We start from the raw sequence: 13170 nt of genomic DNA, 5'->3' as shown, positions 1-13170 counted from the left end.
AGGCGAACGAGACGGTGCTCGGGGCCTCAACAAATGGAGTGGATCATGAATGAACAAGAGACTGGCGACGGCATGGGCGCGAAGGCGCTGATGGTCGCCCTAATCGCGGGTGCGGCTCTGCTGTTCCTCGAGGTCACCTGGTCGCCGACCTTCCAGCCGGCGCATCATCCCGTGGCGCAGACCGTCACGATGCAGCCGGAAGGCGTTGCACGCAGCTAGGCGGCGCGCTCTTCCAGCTTCACGTCGTGGCCCCACAGGCGCTCGACGTGGGCGAGGACAAGCTCCTTGGTCTGATTGTGCAGGGGAATGCCGCGATGCATGGCATGCGACAGGAACAGCGTTCGGTTGCCTTTGAGGTCGGCGCCGGTGACCTGGATGTTCGGGTCGGCGGCGCCGACGTCATACTGCCGCGCCAGCATGGCGCGCACCTGGCGATAGCCATTCTCGTTGTGGATCGCTGACACCTTGAAGGCGGACGCATCCGCCTTGTCGTAGAGCGCGAACAGGCGGAAATCGCGCATCAGCTTCGGCGACAGGAACTGCTCGATGAAGCTCTCGTCGCGATAATTCGCCCAGGCGTCCTTGAGCGTCCCCATCCAGTCGCCCTTGCCGGCGAAGGCGGGAAACCAGTCGCGATCCTCCGGCGTCGGCTTCTCGCAGATGCGCCGGATGTCGGCCATCATCCCGTAGCCCAGCGCATAGGGATTGAAGCCGGAATAGCGCCGGTCGCTGAACTCCGGCTGGAACACGACCGAGGTGTGGCTGTGCATGAATTCGAGCCAGGAGCCTTCGCTGATCTGGCCGCGCTCGTAGAGCAGGTTCATGATCGTGTAGTGCACGAAGGTGGCGCAGCCCTCGTTCATCACCTTGAGCTGGCGCTGCGGATAGAAATATTGCGACAGGTTGCGCACGATGCGCAGCGTCTCGCGCTGCCAAGCCTTCAGCACCGGTGAGTTCTTCTCCAGGAAATAGAGCAGGTTCTCTTCCGGCAGCTTGGTGTCCCCGCCGTAATCGTCGTCGTGATCGGGCGTCGGCGGGGCGGCCGGCGGCTCGATGCCGGCGGGCAGCGTGCGCCAAAGCTCGCTATAGGCCTCCTCCTCGTATTCGGCGCGGCGCCGGCGCTTTTCCCAGCACACGCTCCTTCGAGGGGCGCGGCGGGCGGCGGTAGCGGAACACGCCCTGCTCCATCAGCGCATGGGCGGAATCGAGCACCGCCTCGACCTCGTCGCGGCCATAGCGCTCCTCGCAGGCGGCGATGTATTTCTTGGCGAAGGCGAGATAATCCATGATGCCTTCGGCATTGGTCCACTGCCGGAACAGGTAGTTGTTCTTGAAGAAGTGATTGTGGCCGAACGCGGCATGCGCCATGACCAAGGCCTGCATCGTCATCGTGTTCTCCTCCAGAAGGTAGGAGATGCACGGGCTGGAATTGATCACGACCTCGTAGGCGAGCGCGGAATAGCCGGCGCGATAGAGCGTCTCCTCGCGCGCGAACATCTTGCCGAACGACCAGTGATTGTACATCAGCGGCATGGCGATGGAGGAATAGGCGTCGAGCATCTGCTCGGACGAAATGATCTCGATCTGGTTGGGATAGACGTCGAGGCCGAGGTCGTTCAGCGCGATGTCCTCGATGGCCTTGTAGGTCCGCTCGACGGTTGCGAAATCCCATTCGGAATCGGTGAAGAGGAGTTTGTTCGCGCTCACGCCGCCTCCGTCTTCTTGAACAGCTCGTGGAACACCGGGAAGATGTCGGCCGGCTTGGCGATGCGCTTGGTCGCGAAGTTGGACCATTCCTCCGCCACGGTGCGGTAGGCGCGCCATAGTTCGGCACCGCTGTCTTCGGAAGCGAACACCTCCATCTCGCGCTCGTCCAGGATCTCTATATAGGCGTAGTACTGGCAGAGCGGCATGATCAGCTGGTTAAGCATCTCCACGCAGTGGCGCGCGTCGCCCGACTGCGTGTAGCCGTCCGAGGCCTGCGCCGCGTAGATGTTCCAGTCCGCCGTCGCGTAGCGCTCCTTCTGGATCTCCAGCATCTTGTCGAGCGCGGTCGAGACGATCGTGCCACCCGACTGGCGCGAATAGAAGAACTCCTGCTCGTTCACCTCCTGCGCGTCATGGGTGTGGCGGATGAAGACGACGTCGACCTTCTTGTAGCGCCGCTTCAGGAACAGGTGCAGCAGCATGTAGAAGCGCTTGGCGAGGTCCTTCTCGCGCTCGCCCATCGAGCCGGAAACGTCCATCAGGCAGAACATCACCGCCTGGCTCGTGGGCGTCGGCTGTTCGGTGAAGGAATTGAACCGCACGTCGATCGGATCGATGAAGCCGACCCATTTGCGCTTGGCGATGGCCTTGGCGAGCTGCTCCTTGAGCGCCGATATCTTCGCGGGATCGACCGGATCGTCCTCTTCGGCGGCGGCAAGCTGGACCTCCAGCGCCGCCACATCGGCCATGGTCGGCCGCTTGAGTGCGAGGCGGCGGCCATAGGAATTGCGCATGGTGCGCACGAGATTGATCTGGGTCGGCGAGCCCGCCGTGGTGATGCCGGCGCGCTTCCACTGCTTGTTCGGCGTTTCCTTCAGCGTGGTGCGGACAAGGTTCGGCAGTTCGAGATCCTCGAAGAAGATGTCGAGCACCTCGTCCTGAGTCATGGTGAACTCGAAATCGTCCTCGCCATCGCCGGAATCGGACGCCTCCTTGCCGGCGCCGCCGCTGCCGCCGGATTTCGGCTTGTCGATGGCATCGCCCGGCGAGAATTCCTTGTTGCCCGGCAGAACGAAATCGCGCTCGCCCGAGGCGCGCGGATCGAGCCGGAAGCGCGGCTCCTTGGTGCCCTTGGTCGAGATCTTGATCTTGCGGTCCTTGCCGAGGTCGGCGACCGCCGAATCCTTCAGCGACTTCTGCACCGCCTCGCGGATCTGGTTGCGCGCCCGGCGCAGGAAGCGTTGCCGGTTGCCGAGGCTTTTGCCCTTGGGATTAAGGCGGCGGTCGACGAAGTGGGTCATGGCCGCACCACTGTCATTCCCGGCCGAGCGGCGCGCAAGCGGCGCGAGGGGAAGGGAACCCAGGTGGATAGACCGAGCCCGATCTCACCGCCTGGGTCCCCTTCCCTCGCCGCTTCGCGGCTCGCCGGGGATGACAGCATGGAAGCGATCACCCCGCCTTGTTCACGCGCATGTACCACTCGACCAGGCGGCGGACCTGGCGCGGGGTGTAGCCGCGCGCCAGCATGCGCTTGATGAACTCGTTGTGCTTGTTCGCCGTGTCGTTGTCCTTCTTGGACTCGAAGCTGATCACCGGTAGCAGGTCTTCCACCTGGGTGAACATGCGCTTCTCGATCACCGAGCGGATTTTCTCATAGGCCGTCCAGGCCGGGTTCTTGCCGTCGTTCTGGGCCCGGTAGCGCAGCGCGAATTTCACGACCTCGTTGCGGAAGTCCTTCGGATTGGCGATGCCCGCCGGCTTCTCGATCTTGGAGAGTTCGTTGTCGAGCGCGGCGCGATCCAGGAGCTGCCCGGTATCGGCGTCCTTGTAGTCCTGGTCCTCGATCCAGGCATCGGCGTAGGCGATGTAGCGGTCGAACAGGTTCTGGCCGTACTCGCCGTAGGATTCCAGATAGGCCTTCTGGATCTCCTTGCCGATGAACTCGGCATAGCGCGGCGCCAGCTCCGCCTTGATGAATTCGAGATATTTCTTCTCGGTCTCGTCGGGCATCTGCTCGCGCTTGATCGCCTGTTCGAGCACGTACATCAGATGCACCGGATCGGCCGCGACTTCGGAATGATCGTAGTTGAAGGTCTCCGACAGCGTCTTGTAGGCGAAGCGGGTCGAGATGCCCGTCATGCCCTCGTCGACGCCGGCCATGTCCTTGTATTCCTGCAGGGTCTTGGCCTTCGGATCGGTGTCCTTCAGCTTCTCGCCGTCATAGACGCGCATCTTGGAGATGATGTTGGAGTTCTCGTGCTCCTTCAGCCGCGTGGCGACGCAGAACTTGGCGAGCATCTCCAGCGTCTCGGGCGCCGTCGACGCCTGGCCGAGATTGGAGGCTTCCAGCAGCTTCTTGTAGATCGCCGTTTCCTCCGTCACCCGCAGGCAATAGGGCACGGTGACGACGCAGATGCGGTCGAGGAACGCTTCGTTGTTGCGGTTGTTCTTGAAGACGGTCCATTCCGCTTCGTTGGAATGGGCGAGGATGGTGCCGTTGAACGGGATGGGCCCGAGCGTCTCGGTGCCGATGTAATTGCCTTCCTGCGTCGCGGTCAGCAGGGGATGCAGGACCTTGATCGGCGCCTTGAACATCTCGACGAATTCGAGAAGCCCCTGGTTGGACCGGCACAGCCCGCCCGAGAACGAGTAGGCGTCAGGATCGTTCTGGCTGAAGTGTTCGAGCTTCCTGATATCGACCTTGCCGACGAGGGCGGAGATGTCCTGGTTGTTCTCGTCGCCCGGCTCGGTCTTGGCGATGGCGTATTGACGCAGCTTCGACGGAAAAATCTTCGCGACCTCGAATTTCGAGATATCGCCGCCGAATTCGTCGAGCCGCTTGACCGCCCAGGGACTCATCACGCCGCCGACCCGGTGGCGCTCGATGCCGTAGCGTTCGGCCAGAAGATTGCCGAGTTCGACGGAACGGAAGAGACCGAGCGGCGATTCGAACACCGGGCTGATGACGTCGCCGGCCTTCAGTACATAGATCGGATACTTCTCCATCATGTCCTTGAGGCGCTCGGCGAGCGAGGACTTGCCACCGCCCACCGGACCCAGCAGATAGAGAATCTGCCGCTTCTCCTCGAGGCCCTGCGCGGCATGCTTGAAGTAGCCCACGATGCGCTCGATCGTGTCTTCCATCCCGAAGAAGCCGCTGAAGGCCGGATAGACCTTGATGGTGCGGTTGGAGAACAGGCGGGCGAGGCGGGGGTCCTGCGCGGTATCGACCAGCGCGGCTTCGCCGATGGCGGCGACCATGCGTTCGGGCGGAGTCGCGTAGAGCATCTTGTCGTCGCGCGCGGCGAGCAGCCAGTCCCGCAAGGACATGGTCTCGAAGCGCTCCCGCGCGTAATCGCGGGAAAAGATGTCAAAGACGTCGAGCGAGCTCATGACTCTGACTCCTTATTGGCCGCCGATTCCGATCGTGAACGGCGGCAGTACATTTCATTCAACACTCACGGCAGCAACCAAACCTACTCGAGCCCAATCCTGTAAACCAAACTTTGGCAACAAAAGTTCCATTACAGCCCGCGCGCCCAAGCGTCATGCCTTCACCCGCACCGTTCGATGCGGCTGCCTCCCCTTTGCGATTCCTCTTTCGTTTTTTCTCGCAGCCCATACGCCTAAGCCCAATAGCGGAATGGCTGATTTGATTCGAGCATACGCCGACCACGGCAAATGTCTACGCTCACAAGCCCGCCGCCGGTGGCAGCTTGCCGCACGGATCCGCGCCCCGGAAAAAATATGAGGCCGTGTGGTCGCGACGCCACGCCCGCTCGTGCCGAAGATGAACGAGCGCCGCCTGGCCGTTCATCTTCGTATTCATCATATGCGGCGGCGGATTTGGACTGCCCGCCCTTTGCCACAATGATGAACGGAGGGTGGCGGAGCGTAGTCGTTCATTCGATATCGCGGCAGCAGCCGACCGATCCGCCGCGCCGCGACTCGGCGGTCTTTCGCGCGAAGCACTGGGCGCTTGCCGCGCGGAGACCTCGACGCCGAAGACGCGCAGCCTCGCCGAGACGGGCACGCGCGGCCGGCCTCACATTCGCGATTTCGCCCTTGCTCCGCGCGCGCGCTTGCGCGAAGCTTCGTGCATGGACGAACTCGCGCTGACCATCAGAGTGGCGCGGCCGAAAGACGCCGCTGACGTTGCGCGCATCTATATCGAATCCTGGCACGACACCTATCCCGCCGTGTTATCGCGCGCGATGCTGTGCGCGATGACGCCGGCGGGCCAGACCGCGCGCTGGCAGGCCGCGATCCGCTCGCAGAAGCGCGAGACCGTGCTGGTCGCCGAGGACGCGAAGGCCGGCGTCGTCGCCATGGCGAGCCTGGGCGCGGCGCGCGACAAGAGCCTCGGCTATGACGGCGAGGTCTACACATTATATGTGGACCCGAATTATTTCGGCCGTGGCGCCGGGCGTACGCTTCTGAACGGCGCCTTCGCGATCCTGCGGGCACGCGGCTTTACCTCTTGCCAGATCTGGGCGCACGCCAAGAACAATGCGCGTTTCTTCTATGAGAGCATGGGCGGACGCGTCGTGGCGGAGCGCACCGCGCGCATGATGGGCGACATGGTGCCCGAAACCGCCTTCGGCTGGCGCACCCTGGCGCTCGCCGAGCGCAGCCATGCCAGATGATCGCCAAAAACGCGATCGTCCTTCTCCTCGACAGCCTCAATCGCCACATGGTCGGAGCCTATGGCGGACGCGAATTCGCGACGCCGAATATCGACCGGCTGGCCAAGCGTTCGGTGCGCTTCGCCAATCACTACGCGGCGTCGCTGCCCTGCATGCCGGCGCGCCACGATATCCTGTGCGGCGCGTGGGACTTTCTCTGGCGGCCCTGGGGTTCGGTGGAGATCTGGGAGGACGCGATCACCTATCCGCTGAGGAAGGCGGGCGTGGTCAGCCAGCTCATCAGCGACCACCCGCACCTGTTCGAGACGGGCGGCGAGAACTACCACGTCGATTTCACCGCCTGGGACTATCAGCGCGGCCATGAGGGCGATGCCTGGAAGACCAAGGCCGACCCCTCCTGGGCCGGCGCGCCGCATATCGGTTTTCAGCGCCATATGCCCTACGACAAGTCGCGCGGCTATTTTCGCGGCGAGGCGGATTTTCCCGGGCCGCGCACCATGCAGGCGGCGGCGAACTGGCTCGGCGACAATGCCGGCGCGCATGACCGCTTCTTCCTGTTCGTCGACGAGTTCGATCCGCACGAGCCCTTCGACACGCCGGACGACTACATCAAGCGCTACGATCCCGATTGGGACGGCCCGCCCCTGATCTGGCCGCCCTATGGCGTGGGTCTGGTCGGGCGCGGGGTGATGAGCGCGCGCGAGGGCGCCCAGATCCGCAACCGCTACGGCGCCAAGCTGACCATGATCGATCATTGGCTCGGCAAGGTGCTCGACGAGATCGACCGGAAGAATCTGTGGGACGACACGGTGGTCATCCTCTGCACCGATCACGGCCATTATCTCGGCGAGAAGGATGTGTGGGGCAAGCCGGGCGTGCCGATCTACGAGACGCTGGGGCACATCCCCTTCCTCGTTGCGGCGCCGGGCGTCGCGCCCGCGACCTGCGATGCGCTGACGACGAGCGTGGACATCTTTGCGACCCTGGCGGAGCTGTTCGGCGTCACGCCGTCGGTGCGGCAGCGAACGCATGGCCGCTCGCTGCTGCCGCTGCTGTCCGGCGAGACGAATACGATACGCGACTGGCTGCTCGCCGGCGTGTGGGGCCGCGAGGTGCATCTGATCGACCGCAAGCGGAAATATGCCCGCGCGCCGGCCGGCGCCAACCGGCCGCTGGGCGCCTGGTCGAACCGCTGGTCGACCATGCCGACCCATTTCCTCAACCGCGAGCAGGAGATGCCCCTGCCCGACGAGCGCGCTCGGCTCGACCGCATGCCGGGCAGCAAGGTGCCGGTGATCCGCCAGACCTGGGACGAGAGCGACGCGGTGCCGTTCTGGGCCGCGGCCCGGTTCTCGGGCAACCATCTCTACGATCTGCGCGAGGATCCTGGCGAAGAGAACAACCTCGCCGGGAGCGGACTGGAAAAGGACATGGCCGCGATGCTGCGCGAGGCGATGAAAAGCGTCGACGCGCCGGAAGAACAGTTCGTGAGGCTAGGCTTGGCCTGACCTCCACCGCTGAAAAGCGGATGGTTCAAAAGCCGAGCTGCTTCAAGTGCCCGTCCAGCTCCACGAGCGCCCGGTCGGGCGACAAATTCCACTTGGCCTTGTCGCCATAGGCAATCTGGTTGATCAGGAACCGCGCGTAATTCCATTGCGACCGTGTCTTGAGCCCCGGGTCGGCCCAGCGGTAATGCGCGAGCGCCAGATCGAGGTTCGCCTCGCCCAAGCGCCAGAACCATGCGAAATCCGCCGCCGGATCGCCGATGGCGGCGTCGCTGAAGTCGATGATGCCGCCCAAAGCGCCGTCCACGCGGACCAGGATGTGATCCTCGGTGAGATCGTCATGCACCAGGCGCGATACCGACGCCTCCTCCGTCTCCAGGGCGGCGTGAAAAGCGTCGAAGCGCTGCAGCATGGCCTGCGGCGTCACCCGGGCGATCTTCGGACGGCGCATACCGCGATAGCGCGCCGCATATTGCTCGCCGCTCCAGCGCCGCTGGATCAGGCCGTCGGGCTGGCGGATCGTCTCCTCGGGAAGTCCGTGCAGCACGCTCAGGAAATGGCCGAGCGCGATCAGAGCCGACCTTTGCGCTTGCGGCTCCAGCAACGCGAACACCGGCGGCGTCAATTCGGTGCCCGCGATCATGCGATAGGCGCCCATGCCGCGATCCGGCGCCACGAATTCGTAGCTCGGGACGGCGACGGGCGAAACCGGCCGCAATGCTTCGAGCAGCGCCAGCTCGGCCGCGAAGCGCCACAGATATTCGGGCGTGCGCGGCGCCCGCACGATCCATTCGCGATCGAGCACGAGGACGACATTGTCCTCGCCATAGTCGTTGAACTCGGCCTTCGCGAAGACAAGACGCGGGAACGTGTCGCGGACACGGCTTACGAACTCTTGCAGCGCCATCTCGTCAGAGGTCACGGGGCCGTACGAAATCCTTGAGCGCGCCGTGGCCGGGCGCGACGTCGCGCCAGCGCACCACCTCGAAGTCCAGCACCGCCAGCGCGCAGGTGGGGAATTTCTCCTCGATCAGGTCGAAGCGGTCGCGTTCCTTGCGCTTGACCGACTCGCGCGCCAGGAGCGCCGCGAGCTGTTCCAGCCCGGGATTGTGGCCGACCACCATCAGGCTCTTCATCGCGTCGGGCGCGAGGCGCACGACGGAGAGGATCAGCTCCGGCTCGGCGAGATAGAGCGCTTCGAGATAATCGATCCGCCGCGTGCCGGTGAGCGCATCGGTCACCAGCTCCACCGTCTCGACCGTGCGCCTAGACGTGGAAGACACGATGAAATCCGGCGCATAGCCGCTTTGTTCGATGTAGCGTCCCAGCCTGGGCGCGTCCTCGCGGCCGCGCTTGAGCAGCGCGCGCTCGTGATCCTCGATTCCGGATTCCGCGGGAACCGCCTTGGCGTGGCGCAGCAGCAGAAGCCGCTTCACGCGACTTGATACTTCGCGCGCGCGCCCCGCTCGATGGCGGCCGCGGTCAGCTTGTCGATCTCCAGGCGCCGGCGCAGCGCCTCCAGGACGCGCAGTTCCTCCAGCGCGATGCGCCGGTCGGCCAGCGCCACTTCCAGCGCCACCCAATAGGCGGTCTCGTGCAGAACGTCGGGCAGGCCCTCGTCGATCAGGCCCAGGATCGCATCGGCGCCGTCCGGCTCCTGCAGGATCTGGGCGCATTCCTGGCAAACGCTCAGCAGGCGGCTGTGATCGAAGCCCCCGAACGCGGGCAGGACCTTGGTCAGCTCGCCGATGATCTTGAGCTCCTTCTCGCTCATGGAACCGTCGGCGGCGGAAACGATCACCATCACGTAGATGAGTGCGGTGTGGTGACTGATGGCCTTCATGTCGCTCATGGCTGTCCTCGAAGCGGCGCGACCATAAGAAACTTGACCCGTAATGCCAAGCGCGCAACAAAACCGCATGGCGACGAACAAAAAGCCCGGAAAGTGGCGCGCCCGCACGCTGGCCGTGCGGGCCGGGACGATGCGCACCCAGTTCCAGGAGACCTCCGAGGCGCTTTTCCTGACCTCGGGCTATGCCTACGAGTCGCCGGAAGAGGCGGAAGCCCGGTTCAAGGGCGAGATCGACGGCTACCAATACAGCCGTTTCGGCAATCCCACCGTGACGATGTTCGAGCAGCGGATGGCCGCCCTGGAGGGCGCGCCGGTGGCGCGCGCGACGGCGACCGGCATGGCGGCGGTGACGGCGACGTTCCTGTCCGGCCTGCGCGTCGGCGACCATGTGGTCGCCGCCAAGGCGATGTTCGGCTCCTGTCGCCACGTCATCGAAGAAATCCTGCCGCGCTTCGGCATTGCGAGCACGCTGGTCGATGGCGGCGACGTCGATCAATGGGTCCAGGCGATGCGGCCGGAGACCAAGATGCTGTTCCTGGAGACGCCGTCCAACCCGACGCTCTCCATCGTGGACCTGAAGGCCGTGGCCGCCGTCGCGCACAAGGGCGGCGCGCGGCTCGTGGTCGACAACGCGTTCGCCTCGCCCTGCCTGCAGCGGCCGTTCGAATTCGGCGCCGACATCGTGGTGCACTCCTCGACCAAATATATCGACGGCCAGGGCCGAGCGCTCGGCGGCGTGATCCTGTGCAAGGAGGATTTCCTCAAGGATCATCTGCAGACCTTCATCCGCAACACCGGCCCGTCGATCAGCCCGTTCAATGCCTGGGTGCATCTGAAGAGCCTGGAGACGCTCGACCTTCGCATGCGAGCGCATTCCGAGGGCGCCGCAACCGTCGCCGATTTCTTGGCGACGCAGAAGAACGTGACACGCGTGCTCTATCCCTTCCGGCCCGATCACCCGCAGCACAACCTCGCCCGCGCCCAGATGGAGAGCGGCGGCGGCGTGGTGGCGTTCGAAGTCGAGGGCGACAAGAAGGCCGCGTTCAAGCTCGGCAATGCGCTCAAGATCATCGACATCTCGAACAATCTCGGCGACGCCAAGAGCCTCATCACCCATCCCGAAACGACGACGCACCAGAAGCTGACGCCGGCCGCGCGCGCCGAATTGGGCGTCACCTCCGGATTGCTGCGCCTCTCCGTCGGCCTCGAAGATCCCGCCGATCTGTGCGAGGACCTCGAACAAGCGTTGAAGGTGGCGTGAGCCCTGCGTTCCGCGATCCGCTGACCGCGAAAATCGTGACGTTCCTGAACGAGATCGGGCTCAAGGTCCGCGCCGGCGACGTCGCGGGCAAGACCGCGCTGCCGGGAATCGACATCGAACAAGGTTGCCTCGTCGTTGACGAGGAAAGGCTGGCCTGGCCCGGCGATTTGCTGCACGAGGCCGGCCATCTCGCCGTCGCCGCGCCGGACCGCCGCGCCGCGTTCCATCACGACGTCGGCAACGATGCGGCCGAAGAGATGATGGCGATCGCCTGGTCCTATGCGGCCGCCCGGCATCTGCGGATCGATCCGGCGATCGTGTTCCACGAAGGCGGCTATCGGGGCGGCAGCGAAGCCATCCTCGATGCGTTCACGACCCGGGGCGGGTTCGCCGTTCCGATGCTCGATTATACCGGCATGGCCTGCGAGCCGAAGTGGGCGGCGGAGCGTGGCGTCAAGCCCTATCCGCACATGCTGAGCTGGTTGCGCAAGGCATAGCGGCTCCGTCGACCGCGCTGCGCAACGACTGTATCCTTGCCATGGCAGCAAATCCGAAAGCAGCACCATGTCCGAACACCGCGCCTCCGTCCGCTGGACTCGCGCATCGCCCGACTTCAATTATGAGCACTACAACCGGGCGCACGACATAAGTTTCAAATCCGGCGCCGTCGTGCTGCCGGGTTCCGCGGCGCCGGCGTTTCGCGGCGACGCGGATCGCGTCGATCCGGAGGAGGCCTTTGTCGCCGCGCTCAGCGCCTGCCACATGCTCAGCTTCCTTGCGATCTGCGCACGCAAGCGGCTGACGGTGGATTCCTATGAGGACGATGCGGTCGGCGTGATGGAAAAAGGCGCCAACGGAAAGCTGTGGGTTTCCCGCGTCACATTACATCCGCGGATAGGTTTCGCGCCGGGAACTTCGGTGAACGCCGCGCAATTGGCGGAGATTCACCACCTAAGCCGCGAAGAATGCTTCATCGTCAACTCGGTAAAGACCGACGTGTCGGTTGCGCCACAGTCCTGAGCGCTCGTTAACGACGCCCCCGCCACGGTCTTGCGCGCGCCCCGGCCGCTACCGATAATTTCAACATGTATGAAAGCTCGACTCGAAACATCCGCGTCGCCGTTCAGCCGGCCTTCCTCGACGATCAATCCGATCCTGACGAGCAGCGCTTCCTGTGGTCCTACACTGTGACCATCGAGAACAAGGGCGCGGAGGCGGTGCAACTTCTCTCGCGCTACTGGCACATCACCGATGGGCGCGGCCAAGTGAAGGAAGTGTCCGGCGAAGGCGTGGTCGGCGCCCAGCCCGTGATCGCGCCCGGACAGAAATTTCAGTACACCAGCGGTTGCCCGCTCCCCACCGCTTCGGGTTATATGAGCGGCAAGTACAAGATGCGCGCCTCCAGCGGCGAGGCGTTCGAGGCCGAAATCCCGGCCTTTCTGCTCGAAAGCCCCCACGAACAGCGGCAGATTCACTAGCCCGCATCCGGGCGTTGCAAAAGCATGGGTTGATCTGGACACGCCGGGCAGGCGTAATTACGTCACTTCCCTAGAAAGACCCGTGATGCCCGCTTCTTCCAAGACTTCTCTTCGCGCCGTCGCCGCCGGCGGCGTCAAGCGTCCCAGCCGCGCCGAGGCCGAGGACGCCATCTCCACGCTGCTGCGCTGGGCCGGCGACGATCCGGCGCGCGAGGGGCTGAAGGACACGCCGGCCCGCGTCGCGCGCGCCTTCGAAGACTGGTTCTCCGGCTACAAGGAGGATCCCGAAGAATATATGCGCCGCACCTTCGAGGAGGTCGAAGGCTACGACAACATGATCGTGCTCCGCGACATCCGCTTCGAGTCGCATTGCGAGCATCATCTGGCGCCGATCATCGGCAGGGCGCATGTCGGCTATCTGCCCAACAGCAAAGTCGTCGGCATCTCCAAGCTGGCGCGCGTGGTGGAAGCCTATGCGCGGCGGCTGCAGGTGCAGGAGAAGATGAACGCGCAGATCGCCAACACCATCCAGAAAGTGCTCGAACCCAAGGGCGTCGCGGTGGTGATCGAGGCGACGCACCAATGCATGACGACGCGCGGCGTGCACAAGACCGGCGTCTCCATGGTGACCTCCACCATGCTGGGCGATTTCCGCACCAACGAGATCACGCGGCGCGAGTTCCTCGCCGTGATCGGCAATCCGCAATCGCATATGAGTTGA

Annotated in this window: 15 protein-coding genes; 8 read left to right on the top strand and 7 right to left on the bottom strand. The window is 64.3% G+C overall.

Annotated features, from left to right (window positions below; genetic code table 11):
* Positions 1–45: 45 nt before the first annotated feature.
* Positions 46–219 (top strand): hypothetical protein, encoded by a 174-nt coding sequence (locus tag WDM86_15130; protein ID MEI9991364.1) that lies wholly within the window; start codon positions 46–48, stop codon positions 217–219.
* On the opposite strand, the gene WDM86_15125 is transcribed toward WDM86_15130, so the two are convergent.
* The 4 genes from WDM86_15125 to WDM86_15110 form a co-directional block, all read right to left on the bottom strand.
* Positions 216–1136 (bottom strand): SpoVR family protein, encoded by a 921-nt coding sequence (locus tag WDM86_15125; protein MEI9991363.1) that lies wholly within the window; start codon positions 1134–1136, stop codon positions 216–218. The two genes, WDM86_15130 and WDM86_15125, sit on opposite strands and share 4 nt — an antisense overlap.
* Positions 1084–1707, bottom strand: a complete 624-nt coding sequence (locus WDM86_15120; protein ID MEI9991362.1) for a SpoVR family protein — start codon at positions 1705–1707, stop codon at positions 1084–1086. The genes WDM86_15125 and WDM86_15120 overlap by 53 nt, the downstream gene beginning before the upstream one ends.
* Entirely contained in the window at positions 1704–3008 is a 1305-nt protein-coding gene (locus tag WDM86_15115) for a YeaH/YhbH family protein (GenBank protein ID MEI9991361.1), read from the bottom strand. The genes WDM86_15120 and WDM86_15115 overlap by 4 nt, the downstream gene beginning before the upstream one ends.
* Before the next feature lie 148 nt (positions 3009–3156).
* Positions 3157–5100, bottom strand: coding sequence for a PrkA family serine protein kinase (locus WDM86_15110; GenBank protein ID MEI9991360.1), 1944 nt, complete (start codon positions 5098–5100; stop codon positions 3157–3159).
* 707 nt (positions 5101–5807) lie between these two features.
* Between WDM86_15110 and WDM86_15105 the strand changes: the two genes are divergently transcribed.
* Together WDM86_15105 and WDM86_15100 are read left to right on the top strand one after the other, a co-directional pair.
* On the top strand, positions 5808–6353 hold the full coding sequence (locus tag WDM86_15105; GenBank protein ID MEI9991359.1) for a GNAT family N-acetyltransferase: 546 nt from the start codon (positions 5808–5810) through the stop codon (positions 6351–6353).
* Positions 6350–7861: a sulfatase gene (locus tag WDM86_15100; GenBank protein MEI9991358.1), complete on the top strand. Its 1512-nt coding sequence runs from the start codon at positions 6350–6352 to the stop codon at positions 7859–7861. The genes WDM86_15105 and WDM86_15100 overlap by 4 nt, the downstream gene beginning before the upstream one ends.
* 25 nt (positions 7862–7886) lie before the next feature.
* Here the strand turns inward: WDM86_15100 and WDM86_15095 are convergent, their stop codons facing one another.
* From WDM86_15095 to WDM86_15085, 3 genes are read right to left on the bottom strand one after another with little or no spacing between them, the layout of a single operon-like run.
* Entirely contained in the window at positions 7887–8780 is an 894-nt protein-coding gene (locus WDM86_15095; protein MEI9991357.1) for a phosphotransferase, read from the bottom strand.
* Positions 8770–9294 carry a histidine phosphatase family protein gene (locus WDM86_15090; protein ID MEI9991356.1) on the bottom strand — a complete coding sequence of 175 codons (525 nt, stop codon included), beginning with the start codon at positions 9292–9294 and terminating at the stop codon, positions 8770–8772. Before WDM86_15090 ends, WDM86_15095 begins: the two co-directional genes overlap by 11 nt.
* Positions 9291–9710 (bottom strand): tellurite resistance TerB family protein, encoded by a 420-nt coding sequence (locus WDM86_15085; GenBank protein MEI9991355.1) that lies wholly within the window; start codon positions 9708–9710, stop codon positions 9291–9293. Before WDM86_15085 ends, WDM86_15090 begins: the two co-directional genes overlap by 4 nt.
* 67 nt (positions 9711–9777) lie before the next feature.
* On the opposite strand from WDM86_15085, the gene metZ reads away from it, so the two are divergent.
* From metZ to folE, 5 genes are all read left to right on the top strand, one after another.
* Positions 9778–10971, top strand: coding sequence for an O-succinylhomoserine sulfhydrylase (gene metZ, locus WDM86_15080; protein ID MEI9991354.1), 1194 nt, complete (start codon positions 9778–9780; stop codon positions 10969–10971).
* Entirely contained in the window at positions 10968–11468 is a 501-nt protein-coding gene (locus WDM86_15075; protein MEI9991353.1) for a hypothetical protein, read from the top strand. The genes metZ and WDM86_15075 overlap by 4 nt, the downstream gene beginning before the upstream one ends.
* Before the next feature lie 67 nt (positions 11469–11535).
* On the top strand, positions 11536–11991 hold the full coding sequence (locus tag WDM86_15070; GenBank protein ID MEI9991352.1) for an OsmC family protein: 456 nt from the start codon (positions 11536–11538) through the stop codon (positions 11989–11991).
* Between the two features lie 65 nt (positions 11992–12056).
* Positions 12057–12449, top strand: coding sequence for a Co2+/Mg2+ efflux protein ApaG (gene apaG / locus WDM86_15065; GenBank protein MEI9991351.1), 393 nt, complete (start codon positions 12057–12059; stop codon positions 12447–12449).
* Between the two features lie 85 nt (positions 12450–12534).
* On the top strand, positions 12535–13170 hold the full coding sequence (folE, locus tag WDM86_15060; GenBank protein ID MEI9991350.1) for a GTP cyclohydrolase I FolE: 636 nt from the start codon (positions 12535–12537) through the stop codon (positions 13168–13170).

The organism is Rhizomicrobium sp. (genome assembly GCA_037200045.1).
Lineage (GTDB): Bacteria > Pseudomonadota > Alphaproteobacteria > Micropepsales > Micropepsaceae > Rhizomicrobium.
This window is presented reverse-complemented; position numbering and strand designations above follow the sequence as displayed.

Bases quoted from the DNA above. Each gene is read 5' to 3' on its own strand.
- WDM86_15130 (MEI9991364.1), top strand. From the start codon at position 46: ATGAATGAACAAGAGACTGGCGACGGCATGGGCGCGAAGGCGCTGATG.
- WDM86_15115 (MEI9991361.1), bottom strand. From the start codon at position 3,008: ATGACCCACTTCGTCGACCGCCGCCTTAATCCCAAGGGCAAAAGCCTC.
- WDM86_15110 (MEI9991360.1), bottom strand. From the start codon at position 5,100: ATGAGCTCGCTCGACGTCTTTGACATCTTTTCCCGCGATTACGCGCGG.
- WDM86_15105 (MEI9991359.1), top strand. From the start codon at position 5,808: ATGGACGAACTCGCGCTGACCATCAGAGTGGCGCGGCCGAAAGACGCC.
- WDM86_15100 (MEI9991358.1), top strand. From the start codon at position 6,350: ATGATCGCCAAAAACGCGATCGTCCTTCTCCTCGACAGCCTCAATCGC.
- WDM86_15085 (MEI9991355.1), bottom strand. From the start codon at position 9,710: ATGAGCGACATGAAGGCCATCAGTCACCACACCGCACTCATCTACGTG.
- metZ (MEI9991354.1), top strand. From the start codon at position 9,778: ATGGCGACGAACAAAAAGCCCGGAAAGTGGCGCGCCCGCACGCTGGCC.
- WDM86_15070 (MEI9991352.1), top strand. From the start codon at position 11,536: ATGTCCGAACACCGCGCCTCCGTCCGCTGGACTCGCGCATCGCCCGAC.
- apaG (MEI9991351.1), top strand. From the start codon at position 12,057: ATGTATGAAAGCTCGACTCGAAACATCCGCGTCGCCGTTCAGCCGGCC.
- folE (MEI9991350.1), top strand. From the start codon at position 12,535: ATGCCCGCTTCTTCCAAGACTTCTCTTCGCGCCGTCGCCGCCGGCGGC.